Origin of the sequence: Pseudomonas sp. FP1742, from assembly GCF_030687145.1 — a bacterium.
In the GTDB taxonomy this organism is placed as follows: Bacteria; Pseudomonadota; Gammaproteobacteria; order Pseudomonadales; family Pseudomonadaceae; genus Aquipseudomonas; species Aquipseudomonas frederiksbergensis_D.
Genome location: NZ_CP117460.1, coordinates 5,626,927 through 5,643,394, shown reverse-complemented (window position 1 = coordinate 5,643,394; position 16,468 = coordinate 5,626,927). Strand labels below are relative to the sequence as shown.

Annotated in this window: 14 protein-coding genes; 7 read left to right on the top strand and 7 right to left on the bottom strand. The window is 59.9% G+C overall.

What is annotated here, in order from left to right; all coding sequences use genetic code 11:
* The first annotated feature begins 46 nt into the window (after positions 1 to 46).
* Genes PSH64_RS25535 through PSH64_RS25525 form a run of 3 tightly spaced genes read left to right on the top strand, consistent with a single transcriptional unit; the run spans position 47 to position 3,612 of the window.
* A complete protein-coding gene (locus PSH64_RS25535; protein ID WP_305479091.1) occupies positions 47 to 706 on the top strand; it encodes a paraquat-inducible protein A in 660 nt (219 codons plus the stop codon).
* Positions 693 to 1,316, top strand: coding sequence for a paraquat-inducible protein A (locus PSH64_RS25530; protein WP_105348059.1), 624 nt, complete (start codon positions 693 to 695; stop codon positions 1,314 to 1,316). Before PSH64_RS25535 ends, PSH64_RS25530 begins: the two co-directional genes overlap by 14 nt.
* The gene (locus PSH64_RS25525) at positions 1,309 to 3,612 is read left to right on the top strand and encodes a PqiB family protein (RefSeq protein ID WP_105348058.1); all 2,304 of its coding nucleotides are present in this window, start codon (positions 1,309 to 1,311) and stop codon (positions 3,610 to 3,612) included. Before PSH64_RS25530 ends, PSH64_RS25525 begins: the two co-directional genes overlap by 8 nt.
* Positions 3,613 to 3,802: 190 nt before the next feature.
* Here the strand turns inward: PSH64_RS25525 and mksF are convergent, their stop codons facing one another.
* Genes mksF through mksB form a run of 3 tightly spaced genes read right to left on the bottom strand, consistent with a single transcriptional unit; the run spans position 3,803 to position 8,608 of the window.
* Positions 3,803 to 6,643, bottom strand: coding sequence for an Mks condensin complex protein MksF (gene mksF, locus PSH64_RS25520; protein ID WP_305479087.1), 2,841 nt, complete (start codon positions 6,641 to 6,643; stop codon positions 3,803 to 3,805).
* A complete protein-coding gene (gene mksE, locus PSH64_RS25515) occupies positions 6,640 to 7,341 on the bottom strand; it encodes an Mks condensin complex protein MksE (protein ID WP_018929534.1) in 702 nt (233 codons plus the stop codon). The genes mksF and mksE overlap by 4 nt, the downstream gene beginning before the upstream one ends.
* The gene (mksB, locus tag PSH64_RS25510; protein ID WP_026286675.1) at positions 7,331 to 8,608 is read right to left on the bottom strand and encodes an Mks condensin complex protein MksB; all 1,278 of its coding nucleotides are present in this window, start codon (positions 8,606 to 8,608) and stop codon (positions 7,331 to 7,333) included. The genes mksE and mksB overlap by 11 nt, the downstream gene beginning before the upstream one ends.
* Before the next feature lie 238 nt (positions 8,609 to 8,846).
* Here mksB and PSH64_RS25505 point away from each other — a divergent pair, with 238 nt between their 5' ends.
* On the top strand, positions 8,847 to 9,587 hold the full coding sequence (locus PSH64_RS25505; protein ID WP_305481209.1) for an energy transducer TonB: 741 nt from the start codon (positions 8,847 to 8,849) through the stop codon (positions 9,585 to 9,587).
* Positions 9,580 to 10,032 carry a ribosomal protein S18-alanine N-acetyltransferase gene (gene rimI / locus PSH64_RS25500; RefSeq protein WP_105348052.1) on the top strand — a complete coding sequence of 151 codons (453 nt, stop codon included), beginning with the start codon at positions 9,580 to 9,582 and terminating at the stop codon, positions 10,030 to 10,032. The genes PSH64_RS25505 and rimI overlap by 8 nt, the downstream gene beginning before the upstream one ends.
* Before the next feature lie 124 nt (positions 10,033 to 10,156).
* On the opposite strand, the gene PSH64_RS25495 is transcribed toward rimI, so the two are convergent.
* On the bottom strand, positions 10,157 to 10,561 hold the full coding sequence (locus tag PSH64_RS25495) for a serine kinase/phosphatase (protein WP_305479084.1): 405 nt from the start codon (positions 10,559 to 10,561) through the stop codon (positions 10,157 to 10,159).
* 180 nt (positions 10,562 to 10,741) lie between these two features.
* On the opposite strand from PSH64_RS25495, the gene can reads away from it, so the two are divergent.
* Complete coding sequence (gene can, locus PSH64_RS25490; RefSeq protein ID WP_105348047.1) at positions 10,742 to 11,386, top strand: carbonate dehydratase; 645 nt, start codon at positions 10,742 to 10,744, stop codon at positions 11,384 to 11,386.
* Between the two features lie 8 nt (positions 11,387 to 11,394).
* On the opposite strand, the gene PSH64_RS25485 is transcribed toward can, so the two are convergent.
* From PSH64_RS25485 to PSH64_RS25475, 3 genes are all read right to left on the bottom strand, one after another.
* Positions 11,395 to 11,919, bottom strand: coding sequence for an SET domain-containing protein (locus PSH64_RS25485; RefSeq protein ID WP_305479082.1), 525 nt, complete (start codon positions 11,917 to 11,919; stop codon positions 11,395 to 11,397).
* Positions 11,920 to 12,100: 181 nt separating this feature from the next.
* A complete protein-coding gene (locus PSH64_RS25480) occupies positions 12,101 to 13,273 on the bottom strand; it encodes a hypothetical protein (protein ID WP_105348042.1) in 1,173 nt (390 codons plus the stop codon).
* 234 nt (positions 13,274 to 13,507) lie between these two features.
* A complete protein-coding gene (locus PSH64_RS25475; RefSeq protein ID WP_105348040.1) occupies positions 13,508 to 14,926 on the bottom strand; it encodes a short-chain fatty acid transporter in 1,419 nt (472 codons plus the stop codon).
* A gap of 187 nt (positions 14,927 to 15,113) precedes the next feature.
* On the opposite strand from PSH64_RS25475, the gene PSH64_RS25470 reads away from it, so the two are divergent.
* Positions 15,114 to 16,427 carry an MFS transporter gene (locus tag PSH64_RS25470; RefSeq protein ID WP_105348071.1) on the top strand — a complete coding sequence of 438 codons (1,314 nt, stop codon included), beginning with the start codon at positions 15,114 to 15,116 and terminating at the stop codon, positions 16,425 to 16,427.
* Positions 16,428 to 16,468: the final 41 nt, after the last annotated feature.

Here is a 16,468-nt window from a genome sequence, read left to right as displayed (position 1 = left end):
GTCAGGACACTAGAATAGGTCCAACCTTTTTGGAGCCAGAGCCTTTATGCCGGATCCGGTTGACGCCCCCGGGCTGTCAGATTTACCGCTGGACGACTTGGTAGCGTGTCATGAGTGCGACTTGCTGATGCGCAAGCCTGAACTCGCCCATGGAGAGAAGGCCATCTGTCCACGCTGCGGCTATGAGCTGTATGCCCATCGGCACAATGTCGTGCAGCGCAGTCTCGCCCTCGTCATTTGCGCACTGTTGTTGTTTATCCCGGCGAACTTTTTACCCATCATGCAGCTCCACCTACTCGGACAGTCGTCGCATGACACTGTCTGGAGCGGTGTTGTCGGTCTGTTCGATACCGGTATGCGTGGCGTGGCAGCAGTGGTATTTCTCTGCAGCATGGGAATTCCGCTACTGAAGCTGCTTTGCCAATTGGTTGTGCTGCTGAGTATTCGTTTCAATATAGGACGCAGCTACGGCTTGTTGCTCTACCGCATTTATCACCATCTACGGGACTGGGGAATGCTCGAGGTTTACCTCATGGGCGTACTGGTCGCGATCGTCAAATTGGCCGATATGGCGGCGATCACCGTAGGTTTTGGGCTGGCGTGTTTTATCAGTTTGTTGTTGGTCCAGATCTGGCTGGAAGTGGTGATGTCACCGCATCAGATCTGGCAGGCTTTATCAGGAGAAGATGCCCATGCGGGCGATTGATGCGGGCATTCTGATTTGTGCCGAATGCCATGAGTTGAACAAGCAGGAACCCGACACCGACGAGCAGGTCTGCACCCGCTGTGGGGCATTGGTTCATGCCCGCCGTCCGAACAGCTTGATGCGTACCTGGGCGCTGCTGGTCACTGCTGGGATTCTTTATATCCCGGCCAACGTGCTGCCGATCATGACTGTCAGTTCTCTGGGTCAGGGCGATCCGAGCACCATCATGTCCGGTGTAATCCAACTGGTTCAGCACGGGATGATTCCAATCGCAGCCGTGGTTTTCATCGCCAGTATTCTGGTACCCACGTTCAAACTGGTAGGCATCGCGTTGCTGCTGTTTTCGGTGCAGCGCCGCCAGCCACTCTCGGCACGCCAGCGCATTTTCATGTACCGCTTTATCGAGTTCATCGGCCGCTGGTCAATGCTCGATATTTTTGTGATCGCCATCCTGGTAGCGGTTGTGAATTTCGGACGGCTTGCCAGTGTCGAAGCCAATCTTGGCGCCATCGCCTTCGCCAGTGTGGTGATTTTGACGATGCTTGCCGCAGTAACTTTCGATCCCCGACTGATTTGGGATAACACGGAGTCGGACGACGACCATGACTGATTTGCCTAAAGCGAAAACCCGACCGGCCTCGAACTGGTCTGCCATCTGGGTGTTGCCCCTGATCGCCTTGATCATCGGCGCCTGGCTCGGCTGGCGTGCCTACAGCGAAACGGGCATCGAGATTCAGGTGCGCTTTGAAAGCGGCGAAGGCATTCAGGCCAACAAGACCGAGGTCGTCTACAAAGGCATGTCGGTTGGCAAGGTCAAAGCCCTCAAGCTCGATGACGAAGGCAGCTCTAAAGGCGTGATCGCCACCATCGAGATGAACAAGGATGTGGAGCAATATCTCAGAACCAGTACGCGCTTCTGGCTGGTTAAACCGAGCGTGACCCTGGCCGGCATCACGGGCCTGGAGACGCTGGTCTCGGGTAACTATGTGGCCGTCAGCCCAGGTGAAGGCGAGCCGACCCGCAAGTTCAAGGCCTTGGCCCAAGAGCCTCCACTGTCAGACGCCAAGCCCGGTCTGCACCTGACCATCAAGGCTGATCGCCTTGGCTCGCTGAATCGCGGCAGCCCGGTGTTCTATAAGCAGATCCAGGTCGGCCAGATCAAAAGCTACGAGCTCTCTGCCGACCAGAGCACTGTCGAACTCAAAGTCTTCATCGAGCCGACCTACGCCAGCCTGGTGCGCAAACACACGCGGTTCTGGAATGCCAGCGGCATCAGTATCGACGCTAACCTCTCCGGTGTGAAAGTGCGTAGCGAATCCCTCGCCAGCATCGTCGCCGGCGGTATTGCGTTTGCCACACCGGAAAACCGCAAGGACAGCCCTCCCACCGATCCAAGCCTGCCGTTCCGTCTCTATGAAGACTTCGATGCAGCCGCCGCCGGTATTCGGGTCAAGGTAAAACTCAGCGATTTTGAAGGCCTGCAGGCCGGTCGTACGCCGGTGATGTACAAAGGTATCCAGGTCGGCAATCTGAAAACGCTCAAGATTGATCCGGACCTGTCCAGTGCGACCGCCGAGTTGACGCTTGATCCGCTGGCCGAGGAATACCTGGTCACCGGCACCCAGTTCTGGGTGGTCAAACCGTCGATTTCCCTCGCCGGTATCACCGGTCTGGAAGCGTTGGTCAAAGGTAACTACATCGCTGTGCGGCCTGGCGACAAGGGCGGTGCCCCGCAACGCGAGTTCGAAGCACGGGCAAAGGCGCCACCGCTGGATTTGCGTTCGCCGGGTTTGCACCTGGTGCTGTTCACCGAGAACCTCGGATCACTGGAGGTCGGCAGTCCGATTCTCTACAAGCAGGTCAAGGTCGGTTCGGTGCAGAGCTACCAGTTCTCCCGCACCAAAAAGCAGTTGGTGATCGGTGTGCACATCGAGAAGGAATACGAGGGGCTGGTCAACGCCTCGACGCGTTTCTGGAATGCCAGCGGCATTACGCTGACGGGTGGGCTGACCGGCGGCATCCAGGTCAAAAGTGAGTCGTTGCAAAGCCTGATGGCTGGTGGCATTGCCTTCGAAACCCCGGAAGCCAAAGCGCCGTTGCAAAAGCGTATTCCACGTTTCCGCCTGTATGCGAACCATGATGAGGCAACGCAAAAAGGTGCGGTGGTGACGATCAAGGTCGATCGCGCCGATGGCCTGCGCGCCGGCACACCGGTTCGTTACAAAGGCCTGGACGTTGGCAAGATCGAAGACGTTGACCTCAGTGACGACTTGCAATCGGTACTGTTGACCGCGCGGATCACCGAGGTGCCGGAGCGTATTGCTCGGGTGGGCAGTCAGTTCTGGGTGGTCAAGCCTGAATTGGGGCTGATCAAGACATCCAATCTCGAAACGCTGGTAACGGGGCAGTACATCGAAGTGCAACCGGCACCGAAGAACCTCGGCCCGCAAAAGAACTTCGTAGCCCTGACCAACCCACCGGAAACCGCCAAGGAAGAGGCTGGTTTGAGCCTGGTATTGAGCGCTGCCCGTAGGGGGTCGCTGAAGACTGGTGTGCCCGTCACTTATCGTGAAATCACCGTAGGCAAGGTGACCGGCTATGAGCTGGGCCAGACGGCCGATCGAGTGTTGGTGCACATCCTGATCGAGCCGAAGTACGCGCCACTGGTGCGCAGCGGCACGCGCTTCTGGAATACCAGTGGTTTTGGTTTTGATTACGGCTTGTTCAAAGGCGCGACCATACGCACCGAATCGCTGGAAACGCTGATCCAGGGCGGCATCGCCTTCGCCACACCGGATGGCGACCGTATGGGCGCCCCGGCGCGACCCGAACAAACGTTCCCGCTGTTCGACAAGTTCGAAGATGAATGGCTGACATGGGCGCCGAAAATTTCCCTCGGCAAGTAGATTATGGGTGCCAGTGATGCCGTCTTCGCGGGCAAGCCCGCTTGTGTCTTGCGCAGAAATTAGACTGAGGGAGAGAGCAGGCTTACCCGCGAAGGGGCCATGGTACTCACCGAAGGTTTCAAGAATGCACCCATAAATAAAAAGGCCGCGATCCATTGGATCGCGGCCTTTTTATTGGTCGATTAAAACATCAGACCGCATCCAGCTCCGGCTCGTCCGCCTGCACGTTGACGGTTGCCTTCACTTCATCGTGGCGGCGGATGTACTTCCAGTCCGCCTCGTCGATGTAGATGCCGTTCGGCCCGCTGCCGCCCTCCAGGTCGATGGCGACACTGGCGCAGACTTGCGGCTTCACACTCGCCAGGATCGGCACGAAGCCCAGTTGCAGGCTGGTTTCCAGCAGTGCAGCCTGGTTCTTTTCGTCGATGTCCGCCGCCTCATCGAGGTAATACGGCAGGCGCACGCGACCGGCCTGGTCGCGGTCCATCAAGTGCAGCAACAAGTACATGTTGGTCAGCGCCTTGATGGTCATGGTGGTGCCGTTGGACGCCGCGCCGTCGATGTCGGTGTGGATCACCGGTTGGCCGTTGACCTTGGTGATCTCGAACGCCAGCTCGAACAAGTCCTTGAGACCAAGCTGGTTGTGGTTGGCCGCCACCAGTCGCGCCAGGTATTCCTTGGCCTCCTCGTTTTTGTTGTCCTGATCGGCACTTTGGCTCAGATCGAAGACGGAGAGGGTTTCGCCTTCTTCGTATTGGCCGGCGCTGTGGATGATCTGGTCGATGTGCTTGAGCGCTTCCTTGTTCGGCGCCAAGACGATGCGGAAGCTCTGCAGGTTGGAGACCTGACGTTTGTTGATCTCGCGGTTGAACAGCGCCAGTTGATGCTCGAGGCTGTCGTAGTCGCTGCGGATGTTGCGCAGGGTCCGGGCGATATCGGTGACTGCTGCACGGCGTGCCTTGCCGAGGGTCAGGGCTTCATCGGTGCGGTGTGCGTACGCGTTGATCAGCAGTTGCAGGCGACGCTCCATGTCGTCTTCGCTGTCGAACTTGGCCACGCCTTTCAGGCGGACCTGAGCGTAGAGCGCGTCGATCTGGCCATCGGCGCGCAGCAGACCTTGCCAGCTGTCCTGATAGTCATTGAGCAGCGGCAGCAGGTTGTCCATGGAGTCGTCGACCGGGTCCATGAACGGCGTGCCGAACGGCAGGTCGGCCGGCAACAGCTGACGGCGGCGCAGGGCATCGTCGAGGGTGCGTTGCTTGGCTTCCATGTCGCCGATCTGCCGGCCAACCAGTTGCAGCTTGGCCGACAGTTGCTGGACGCGTTCAGTGAAGGCATCGCTGGAACGTTTCAATTCGTCTTGAGCGGCTTCCATCTGCGCCAATTGCTCAAGCTTGTCACCTTCTTCGGCGCTCAGGGTCTGCGCGCGGCGGAAGTCTTCCAGGGCTTTCTGCGCATCCAGCACTTGCTGGTACAGCGCTTCGGTCTGGGTCTTGCTGGCCGCGCGGTCGGCTGCTACGGCTTGCTGGGTTTTCAGTTGCTTGAGTTCTTTGTCCAGACGCTCTTTCTGATCGCGCAATGCGGCACGGTCGGCCAGTGCTTGCAGGGCCGGTGGCTCGATGTGCGACAGGTCGATGGACAGGCCCGGCACTTCGAAGCGCTCGCCTTTGAAGCCATCGAGGATCAGCTCCATGGACTTGACCCACTCACCGTCTTCATCCAGAGCGATGCCGTGTTCACCCAACGGCAGGCTGAACAGCGCGCTGTTGAACAGCCGCATCAGGCGCTCGACGTCCTGCTGCGAAAATTCTTCGCGCAAACGGGCGTAGCTGTTGTTGTCGGCGTGATCGAGTTGTTGCTTCACCGATTTGAGGCGTTTTTCCAGATCCCGCAGACGCTCTTCCAGGTCTTCGGCCGAGAACTGCCGCGACTGGGCCAGGGCACCGGCCAGTTCGTCGTGCGCGTCCTTGGCGGCGAGCAGTTGCTGTTCGAGGACTTTGACGTCATCGACCAGAGCAAAGCGATGCTTGAGCACCGACAACTCGCCGAGCCAGCGCTGGATGCCGGTGATTTCCCGCTCCAGGCGCATCAGCTCTTGAGTGCCGCCACGCTGATCGTTTTGCAGGGCGTCCTGCTCGTTGCGGTAGTGCTCGGCCTGGATTGTCAGTTCTTCCTTGCGCGCACTGGCGTAATCCGACCAGGTGCCGAGCAGGGAGTCGAGCAGCGGCGACAGGCGATGCAGTTTGCCGCGCAGGATATCCCGCTGTTTCACGCCGTTGGCCAAGGCTTCGACCAAGGGACCGGCCGCCACCAGCGAGTTGTAGTCCTGCTCCATGCGGCGTACGTCACGGAAGGCTTCTTCGCACGCGGCGATGTAATCGACACTGCCGGAACGCAGGCTGTGTTCGAAGGCATCGAGGAACAGCTGCTTGAGCTTGGCCGCGGTGATTTCACGCATGTGCAGCAAGTTGATGAACAGGGCGCGGAAGGTCTTCAGGCTCTGTTCGCTGGTGGAACGCAGCGGGATCAACGTCAGGTCGAGCGGAATCGAGGTGTGACCGCCCACCAGCAAGCGGCGCAGTTCATCCGGCTTGAGTTCGTAGGCTTTCAGGCCTTCGCGCTCAAGATTGGTGAACAGCTCTTTCTGCCGCAGGCAGGTGTCGTCTTTCTGATAATGGGCCAGGTCGAGTTTGCCGGCGTAGGCAAAGAATTGGTGACCGAAACCACCACCCGGACCGCGACCGACCACACCGATCACGTGCGGGCCGTGGGGCAGGGAGACTTCGACGAGGATGTAACTGGTGTCCGAGGCGAAGTAGAAACGTCGCGATTGTTCCAGACTGTACTTGCCGAAACTCATATCCGACATGCGCGCCAGGATCGGGAACTGCAAGGCGTTGATCGAGGCGGATTTGCCGAGGTTGTTCGCGCCGTAGACCGACAGCGGTTCTTCCAGCGGGAACAGGCCAAGGCTGTAACCGGCGGTGTTCAAAAGGGCAAAGCGGCGAATGCCGTAGCGTTCCTTGCTCATGCGTCGGTCTCCTGTTCTTCGGCAATGGCGCGGGCCAAGGCGTCTTCTTCGCTCTCTTCTTCAAACTCGGTGAGATCGAGCGGGTCGTCGGTCTGCAGCAGTTTTTCGTCGCTGTCTTCGTCAATCAGCACCGGCGCCGGCAACGGCAGCACGCTGTGCAGGCTGGCGGCCAGGTCGCGGTCTTGCTGGACCGACAGGCAAACATCGAGGAAGCGGTGCATCGGCGGCAGGAAACGGTAGACACCGTTTTCTTCGCCGGCGAAACCGAGCTGAGTCATGCGGCGCATGATTTTTTCTTCGAGCTCTTCGACGGTCTGCACTTCGGCCTGGATGAACAGGTCGCGGTACTTCTCCAGCAACGATGGCAATTCATCGCGACCGAGGCTGCCACCGTCGAGCACGGCGATCGGGTCGCGACCCTGGTCGGCCAGGTGTTCGACGAGGATGAAGGTGAACAGCGCCAGACGCTGGGCCGTCTTGTTCACTGCGGCGGCGGCCAGGTCTGGGACGAAGTAATAGAAACCACGGGTGTCGCACACCAGTTCAAAGCCCAGCGCCTTGAACAGGGTGCGGTACTGGTCCTGGAAGTTCGACAGTTGGGCGTACAGTTCCGGATCGCGCCGGCTGACGTGGTAGCCCTTGAACAGCTCGCGAAAGATCGGCGCCAGCTGGGACAGTTCGTTTAGATCAAGATGCATGTGGGGTGCTCGCAGAATCCTCGGCGGCGGTGTCGCGGGCCGAGAGCAGGGCGAAGGAGCGCAGGCTGACCTGGTGCTCATGAGTGTGGTAATCGCGGCGTTCCAGACGCTCGCGCTTGAAGCGTTTTTCCCGCGACAGGCGCGAGAACCAGTAGAGCAATTCGTCGGTGGCGCCGTCCGGCTCCTGTTCCAGCAGCCAGCTCATCAGGTCCGGCATCGGCAGGGCGTCTTCGCAGCGTTCGAGCATTTCCCGAACCGTGCGTGGCGCGCGCGGAGCTTCGCCTTTCTGGGTCTTGTGGGCCTTGGGGAAACGCGCCGGTTTCGGCTCGAAACGGGCCAGGGCGTACACGTAGGCTTCGACCTGACTGGCGCTGCCGAGGAAGGTGCTTTGCGGGCGGGTGAACAGCGGCATCGCGGCTTGCGGTACGGCATCGATGCCTTTACGACGAATGGCTGACAGCGCCAGGGCTGCGCCACGGGTCACGGCGTTGTGCCGGCGCGCTTCTTCGCGCAGCGGCAGCAGCAGTTCGCGGGCGTGACGCAAGGTCAGCTGGGCGCTGGTCTGCATTTCGAGGATGCGCGCGTGAGTACGCAGCAGCATGTCGTCATCGACCAGATGGCCGAGGCGCTGCTGTTCGGTGAGCATGCGCAACAACACGTTCTCAACCTTGCGCACGCCTTGTTCGAAGGCGCCGTCGGCATTCACCAGCTGGATCATCGGTTCGACGTATTCGTCCCAGGTCGCCAGCACTTCAGCATAACGCTGACGCAATGGAATCTGCCGGTCGCTGGTCTTGGCCCGCTCGGCGACGGCCACCAGGGCCTGTTCGTCGTTGGCGAGTTTCTTCAGCACGTCCCGCACACGCATGTCGAGCAGGCGCAACTGGCGCGCCAGGTCGTTGCCGTCGCGAATGTCGAAGGCGTCCTGGATGTAACCGGCCAGGCGTTCGAGGTGGCGCAGATAGGCTTCGATTTCCAGGCACAGGCCCAGACGGTGCTCACGGCGCAGGTAGGCGAGGAAGTCGTGAATCTGCGCGTTGAGTTCGAAACGGTTCGGGCTTTTCGCCACGGGAACCAGAATGTCGAGGCGGATCCACACGTCCAGCAGGCTGGTGATGTCCTGCGGTGTGCTGTCCAGTTGCTGGGCGGCCAACTGTGAACGCAGTTCGTTGAGGCTCAGGGTGCCTTGGTCGAAGTGCTCGCACAGTGGCTCCAGAAGTGCCCAGTGTTCAGCGAGGGCGCGCAAGACGCGCTTGGGTTCGATCATCGGAATGGCCGGCTGGTTGGCGATTAAAAGCCGCGATTGTACTGCATCGCAGCCATGTCGATTCACTCTCGGGATGGGCTGTCGCCATTTTTCATGGGTGGAAAGACTATCGGTGAAGTCTATCGATCAACAGCGCGGGCGATCTTGAGCGAAGGGCGGTAGAATCACCGCACTTCAGTTATCCACAAGTGGCCGACCTTTGCTTATCGAGTCCCGTCGCCGCGCTTATTTGGCCGCCATGCAGGTGGTCAACTGGCTGCCGCGCACCGAATTGCCCTTTGCTGCGCCATCGCGGCCCGAACTGCTGGAGATGCCCGAGCCCTTGGTCGTCGCCCCGGTTAGGCTTGCTCCCGTGGCTGATGCGCCGGTGGAACCTGCGGCCAAACCGGTCGAGCGGGTGAAAATCGAGGTGCCACGGCCATCGCTGTCGAGCACGCGGATGGTCAGCCAACCGGTTGAAGAAGAGGCGCCGCTCGTCGCCAAGGCTGCGCCAGTGCCTCCACCGCGCTTCGCCCTGCAATTGCTGCGGGCCGGTCGTTGCTTGCTGCTGGTGGAGTTACCCACAGGCGAAACTTTCCAGACCCGCGATCCAGCCTATCTGCTGCTCAAGGACATGCTGCGCGCCGCCGGTCTGCCGGACAGCCCGCAGATCGTCGGCGAGCCGGTACGCTGGCCGCTGCTGGCTCGCGGCACGATGGATCAAGGGCCGGAAGCGGCTCGGGATTTCGTGCAAGGCTTTCTGTCGGCCCGTCTGGAAGACGCTCCGTGCGTCTGCCTGTGGCTGATTGGCCTGCCGGCGGTGCGTTTTGCCGGTGAGGCGAGCGCCGAATCCTTCAACCGTGAACTCCAGGTCGAAGGCCTGGGTTCGGTCTGGGCCTTGCCGGGCCTGGAGTTATTAATGGAAGAGCCACAGCGTAAGGCTGATGTCTGGCAAGCCATGCGTCGGCTGATGGCGCGTTGGAAAGAATCGAATGAGTGACGCTGTATCGTTCCGCCCGATGACTGAGGCGGACCTGGACGCTGTACTGAAAATCGAATATGCGGCCTACAGCCATCCCTGGACCCGCGGGATTTTTCTCGATGGCCTGGGCAAGTACCAGATCTGGTTAATGTTCGAAGGACAGCAACAGGTCGGTCACGGCGTAGTGCAGATCATCCTTGATGAGGCGCATTTGCTGAACATCACCGTCAAACCGGAAAACCAGGGCCGCGGCCTGGGCTTGACGCTGCTGGAGCATCTGATGTCCCGGGCTTACGAAGCCAAGGCGCGGGAATGCTTTCTGGAAGTGCGCGACAGCAATCGGGCGGCGTTTCGGTTGTATGAGCGGTATGGATTCAACGAAGTCGGGCGTCGGCGGGATTACTACCCGGCGGTTGGCGGGCGGGAAGATGCGGTGGTGATGGCCTGCACGTTGGTTGATTGATCGTTGCTAAAAGCTTCGCGGGCAAGTCGGACCGCCGCACCGCTCGCTCCTGCCACCAAACACACAGGAGCGAGCGGTGCGGTGGTCCGACTTGCCCGCGAAGCGTCTTCACTGACGCCAACGATCAACGCTTGCCGTCCAACGGATCGTGCTTGGCCCATTCGGCCTCATCCAGCCCGTCGCCGCCGCCGATATCGTCTTCATCGACAATGCTCAGATCCCAATCCGCCTGGCCACCTTCACCCGCTTCATGGGAATCCCGTGCGCCGTCTTCACGGATCAGGGTTTCCGGGCTCAAGTCATCGTCGGTGGCGTCGTTGTCATTGGTCGAGCCCCCCGTTATGCGGGTTTTACGGACGCGTGTCTCGGGCAGCTGATGTGCACGCTCTTGTTCGGGTGTCAGGTCGCCGATTCTGGTGCCGGGTTCTTCCTCGTCGAAATCCAGCTCATGCACCGAGCCCATGCGGTCTTCATCGTCGTCGACGGGCTCGGGTTGCTCCTTATCGAACGGACGTCGTGAATCAGTCATGGCAATTCCTCATACTGTAGGCCCTACTACAATTGACCCACTGGGCTGCCGAGAATTCCCGCGGGCATGGAGTGCCGGCTAGCCGTTATAGACAGGGCGTCAGGGGTATCTGCATCTTGCGCGTGACCCCGACACACGGTTGTCTGTCAAAGCAGCAAATCATTCTTGAGGCTTCATTGCATGAACGAATTACAAGATCTGATTGATAACAATGAGCGCTGGGCCGACGCGATCACCAAAGAAGACCCTGATTTCTTCGCCAAGCTGGCCCGTCAACAAACACCCGAATACCTGTGGATCGGTTGCTCCGATGCCCGCGTGCCAGCCAACGAGATCGTCGGCATGCTGCCAGGCGACTTGTTCGTGCATCGCAACGTGGCCAACGTGGTGCTGCACACCGACCTCAACTGCCTGTCGGTGATTCAGTACGCGGTGGATGTACTCAAGGTCAAACACATCCTGGTAACCGGCCACTATGGCTGTGGCGGTGTACGTGCATCGATGCAGGATCGTCAGTTGGGCCTGATCGATGGCTGGTTGCGCTCGATTCGCGATCTCTATTATGAAAAACGCGACGAACTCGCCAAGTTGCCCACCGAAGAAGAGCGGGTCGACCGCCTCTGCGAGCTCAACGTGATCCAGCAGGTGGCCAACGTCGGTCACACCAGCATTGTGCAAAATGCCTGGCACCGCGGGCAGAGCCTGTCGGTCCATGGCTGCATTTATGGCATCAAGGACGGTCGCTGGAAAAGCCTGAACGCCACCATCAGCGGCTTCGAACAGTTACCGCCACAGTACCGTTTGCGTCCTGTCGAGGCGTTGTAATAAGCCTTTCAGCCGAGACTTCGCCGACGCCAGCGTTGAAAGAACTGTTCACCATTGGCATTCGGTGACTCGTCATAACCGATGATCCAGCCACGGCAGCAGGAACACCCGCAGCGGCAGGCGAACTGCCGCAGCAGCTTGTCTTCTGTCGCGGCGAAATCCATCGTCAACCGGTCACCCTTTTTGATGTCTTTGAGCGCCCATAACCACAGCTCACTCATGTCGAGAAAGACGTTGGGGTCGCAGGAGTGGCTCAGCAGACCGCAGAAGCGCGGATCGTAGACATGGATCCCCGGCGCCAGCTGCCGGGTGTGTCGATTGCGATAGGGCAGCAGATGTCCGGAAACCCGACAGATTCGGCTGATGCGCGGGAACTCGCGCAGAGCCATGACAGCCATTGCCGATCCCTGAGTGCTGTAGATGATTTCAAAGTCTTCTTTGGAGGGAAATCCAAGGCGAAGGGACAACTCTTCAAATGGATAGATGCCATTGGAGGGGGGTGGGGGTTTTTCTTGTTCGGCGTGGGTTCTCATAACGATCCTTGTCAGCTGGGTGCTACGACCTCCATCAGCTGACATCCGGTCAGCTCTGCAGCACATGAGTACACTCCAAGCCTCTCGCAAATGAAGCGACCGGTCTACTGTCAGATATGACAGGCGAAAGAAGCTCTTTCCCGCGTGAGCCATGGCTGACGCGGGAAAGACTTATATCGTTTTACAAGTGTGGGGCAGGAGCGGAGGTCACAAGGGCTGGGGTCTGCAGCTGTTTCAGCTCAGACTTGACCGTGTCCGTTGCGCACTTGGCCACCGCCTGTTCAGGCGTCAGGTTGCGAATCGAGGTGTAGAACAGTTCGCAGGTTTTTTCTTTCTGGGTCACTTGCCAGGTCTGAGTGCAGCTTTTCAGCTGAGCGGTAGGGTCAGTGCCCGGTTTGCTGCCCATTCCGGCCTGCCAGCACGCGGCACTCAAATCCTGCCCCATGACTTTCAGCCCTGCGGCGTCGGCTTTGGCCTGGGCATCGCTGCCGCTATAGGCCTCGGGGTCGGCGGCATACCAGATGTAACTCGGGTGGTTGGAACCCAGTACGGGAACCGTCACGCCCTTGCTCGGGCTGATGGTTGCCAGGCCCAGTATCTCCACGGTCGGCCCGTATTGTTGCTTGATCCAGTTACGCACCGGTGCGCCGAAGGCAACCATTGGCAATGCCGCGCCGCTGGCGTTCTGGCTGACTTCCTTGACCATGGTGGTCTGGTAGTCCGTGAAGTAGTTGTAGACGCCTTCCAGGTCCTTGCCGGCGGTGGACGGTGCGGCAATCGGCGCGATGTCGATGATGGTCTGGTAACCCGGTGTCTGGTCGACGGGAATGCCGTTGGCGGTCAGCAGCGTGGCCCAGCGATCGGTGGTCTTGGACTCCAGATAGTCCTGGGCCTGGGTCAGGGAATAATCCGGCGGGAAGTGCAGCAGTTCGACGCTTTTGCGGTTTTCCAGGGCCATGCCCAGCGGCAGGAACAGGTACCAGTTATAGGTCCATTTGCCATCGGCACTCAGCTTGTTGGCGCCGTTGTAGGCCAAATCCCCAGCATTGAGCAATGCACTCAGCGGCTTGCCATAGCCTTTAGGCACACCGCTGATATGGGCGTGGAGCTGCTTGTTTTCGGTTTTGACCAGCACTTTTGCGGTCTTGTAGCCATCGCGTTGTACGCTTTGGGTCAGGTAATGCTCGACGGTCTGCTCCAGTGTCCAGTTGCGGAAGCAGATGACATTACAGTTGTTGGGGTAGGCGAACAGCCGAGTGACGCGTTCGGTGCTGCCCAGATTCAGATCGACATCAGCGTGGGCGGCGGCACTCAGGGTGAGTGCGGCGAGGGTGAATCCTGCGAGTTTGAACATGCTCAGATCCTTTTCAGCGTGAGCCCTCGGAGGTGGGGCGGGTACATACTGAAACTACTTGTGTCGAGCGGTCTAGTGCCTGCGTGAAAAGATCGCCAGTCAGAGCGCCTCCTCAATCGCTAATGTGGGAGCGGACGACGACGGTCTTCCAGTCGATACAGATGTCGCCTGATATTCCGCTTTCGCGAGCAAGCCCGCTCCCACACCGGGTTTGTGGTGATTTGAAGGTTCTGTTTAAGGTATCACCGGCGCCATATACGTAAGCGTCGTCCCTAGCGCCCACAGCAGGAACAGCACCAGCGGCGTATGCACCAGCAATTGCACGAACGAAAATCCGATCAAGTCCCGGGCCTTCAACCCGAGCACGCCCAGTAGCGGCAGCATGTAGAACGGGTTGATCAGGTTCGGCAGGGCTTCGGCGGCGTTATAGATCTGCACGGCCCAGCCCAGGTGGTAGTTCAGGTCATTGGCCACTTGCATGACGTACGGCGCTTCAATGATCCATTTGCCGCCACCGGAAGGGATGAAAAAGCCGAGGATGGCCGAGTACACGCCCATCAGCAGGGCATAGGTGTCATGGGACGCGATTTGTACGAAAAAGGTTGAGATGTGGTGGGCCAATGACTGTCCGTCGGTGCCCTTGACCACTGTCATCAGCGCGGCTATCGAGCCGTACAGCGGGAACTGGATCAGCACGCCGGTGGTGGTTGGCACCGCACGGGCCACCGCATCGAGGAAGCTGCGCGGGCGCCAGTGCAGCAGCGCACCCAGCATCAGGAACAGAAAATTGTAGGTGTTCAAACCGGAAATCGCGCTGATCGCCGGTTTGGTCGCAAACTCATGGAACAGCCATCCGGCCGCCAGCAATGCCAGCAGAATCGTCAGCAGTGGGCTGTATTCCAGCCATTCTCCGGGACGGGTACGGGGTGGCGGCGCCGGCAGACTGAAACTGGGGTCGATACCGCAGGCGTTGGCGTCTCGGGCTGTCGCCGGGCCGGGTGCCGTGGCATAGGCAACGATCAGCGAAACCACGATCAGGGTCAGCAACAGCACACCCGACTGCCAGAGAAAGATCGTTTGGGTGAAGGGAATGACGCCTGTGATCGATAGAATCGACGGCGGCAGGCTGGCCGGGTTGGCCTGCAATTGCGCCGCGGACGACGACAGACCCAAGGCCCAGACCGCGCCCAGACCCAAATACGCGGCGGCACCGGCAGCGCGGTAGTCCATCTTCAGATCGGTACGGCGGGCCAGGGCACGCACCAGCAGCCCGCCGAACACCAGTGACAGCCCCCAGTTCAGCAACGACGCGACCATGGAAATCAGCGCCACCCAAGCCACGGCGGAGCGCCCGTTTTTCGGGATCCGTGCCAGGCGATCGATCAGTTTCACCGCCGGTGGCGAACTGGCGACCACGTAACCGCCAATCACCACGAATGCCATCTGCATGGTGAACGGAATCAGGCTCCAGAAACCGTCACCGAAGGCCATGGCGGCGTCGGTGGGTTTGGCGCCCATGGCCATGGTCGCCACGGCGACGATGATCACTGCCAGTGCGGCGAACACCCAGGAGTCGGGAAACCAGCGTTCGGCAAAGTTTGAACAATGCAGGGCAAAGCGCGCAGAGCGGCTATCTTCGATATCAGCGGCCACGGGAGTACCTCGTTCTTATGTTTATTGTGGGGTTCAGGGCGCAATGGCCCATCCGGTCGGTGCCAACAGTAAATCAATCGGTCCGTTGCGGGGACGCTGTTTGGGACTATGGTCTAACGGGTTGTCCACAAGCGCATTTGCGTAGACCATGGGCGCCTTGGTTTTTTGCCTGCCAGAGTTCTTTTACATGACTGCCAACATCAATGCGCGCCCGGCGCCCTTCACTCGCTCGGACTACAAGACCCTGGGGCTTGCAGCCTTGGGCGGTGCGCTGGAAATCTACGACTTCATTATTTTCGTATTCTTCGCGCTGACCCTCAGCCAGCTGTTCTTCCCGCCGGAAATGCCCGAGTGGCTGCGTCTGCTGCAAAGCTTCGGGATCTTCGTCACCGGCTATCTGGCGCGTCCATTGGGCGGAATCCTGATGGCGCATTTCGCCGACCGGCTGGGACGCAAGAAGGTGTTCAGCCTGAGCATCCTGATGATGGCGTTGCCGTGCTTGCTGATCGGGATCATGCCGACCTACGCTCAGATCGGCTATTTCGCACCCCTGTTGCTGTTGGCCCTGAGGGTCCTGCAAGGCGCGGCGGTGGGTGGTGAAGTGCCGAGCGCCTGGGTGTTCGTCGCTGAGCACGCGCCGGTCGGGCATCGCGGTTATGCCCTCGGTTTCCTGCAGGCGGGGCTGACCTTCGGTTATCTGATCGGCGCCTTGACGGCGACTTTTCTGGCACAGGCGTTCACCCCGGCGCAAATCCTCGATTACGCCTGGCGCTACCCGTTTCTGTTGGGCGGTGTGTTTGGCGTGATCGGTGTCTGGCTGCGCCGCTGGCTCAGCGAAACCCCGGTGTTCATGGCGATGCAGGCCCAGCGCGAGGCCGCTGTCGAACTGCCGCTGCGTACGGTCCTGCGTGAGCACCGTCTGGCGATGCTGCCGGCGATGATCCTCACCTGCGTGCTGACCTCGGCCGTGGTGGTGTTTGTGGTCATCACCCCGACCATGATGCAGAAAACCTTCGGCATGACCGCCAGCCATACCTTCGCCCTGAGTGCCTTGGGCATCGTTTTTCTGAATATTGGCTGCGTGCTTGCCGGGCTGCTCGTCGACCGCATCGGTGCCTGGCGTACGGTGATGCTGTATAGCCTGCTGCTGCCTTTGGGCATCGGCGTGCTCTACACCTGCCTGATCATTGAAGGCCAGTGGATCGGTTTGGCCTATGCGGTGGCCGGTCTCGGTTGCGGAGTGGTTGGCGCGGTGCCATCGGTCATGGTTGGACTGTTTCCGGCGCGGATTCGCGTCTCGGGGATTTCCTTCACCTACAACATTGCCTACGCCGCCTGGGCGAGTGTCACACCGTTGCTGTTGATCGCGCTGATGCCATGGAGCCCATGGGTTTGTGTGATCTTCTGCGCGGTGATGGGGGCCGTGGGCATCAGCAGCGCGGTGTATTTCGGTGCGCGAATGCCGCGAGTCGGACGCTGTGCGGTGGCTGGCGCGGCATGAGGCTGTTTGTGCCGCGACTATTTTTGTAGGACAACCCTGCA

Excerpts from the sequence above, each read along its gene's own strand:
- PSH64_RS25495 (WP_305479084.1), bottom strand. The coding sequence starts at position 10,561 with ATGACTGATTCACGACGTCCGTTCGATAAGGAGCAACCCGAGCCCGTC.
- PSH64_RS25535 (WP_305479091.1), top strand. The coding sequence starts at position 47 with ATGCCGGATCCGGTTGACGCCCCCGGGCTGTCAGATTTACCGCTGGAC.
- mksB (WP_026286675.1), bottom strand. The coding sequence starts at position 8,608 with ATGATCGAACCCAAGCGCGTCTTGCGCGCCCTCGCTGAACACTGGGCA.
- PSH64_RS25480 (WP_105348042.1), bottom strand. The coding sequence starts at position 13,273 with ATGTTCAAACTCGCAGGATTCACCCTCGCCGCACTCACCCTGAGTGCC.
- mksE (WP_018929534.1), bottom strand. The coding sequence starts at position 7,341 with ATGCATCTTGATCTAAACGAACTGTCCCAGCTGGCGCCGATCTTTCGC.
- PSH64_RS25505 (WP_305481209.1), top strand. The coding sequence starts at position 8,847 with ATGCAGGTGGTCAACTGGCTGCCGCGCACCGAATTGCCCTTTGCTGCG.
- rimI (WP_105348052.1), top strand. The coding sequence starts at position 9,580 with ATGAGTGACGCTGTATCGTTCCGCCCGATGACTGAGGCGGACCTGGAC.
- PSH64_RS25470 (WP_105348071.1), top strand. The coding sequence starts at position 15,114 with ATGACTGCCAACATCAATGCGCGCCCGGCGCCCTTCACTCGCTCGGAC.
- PSH64_RS25530 (WP_105348059.1), top strand. The coding sequence starts at position 693 with ATGCGGGCGATTGATGCGGGCATTCTGATTTGTGCCGAATGCCATGAG.
- can (WP_105348047.1), top strand. The coding sequence starts at position 10,742 with ATGAACGAATTACAAGATCTGATTGATAACAATGAGCGCTGGGCCGAC.
- PSH64_RS25485 (WP_305479082.1), bottom strand. The coding sequence starts at position 11,919 with ATGAGAACCCACGCCGAACAAGAAAAACCCCCACCCCCCTCCAATGGC.
- PSH64_RS25525 (WP_105348058.1), top strand. The coding sequence starts at position 1,309 with ATGACTGATTTGCCTAAAGCGAAAACCCGACCGGCCTCGAACTGGTCT.
- mksF (WP_305479087.1), bottom strand. The coding sequence starts at position 6,643 with ATGAGCAAGGAACGCTACGGCATTCGCCGCTTTGCCCTTTTGAACACC.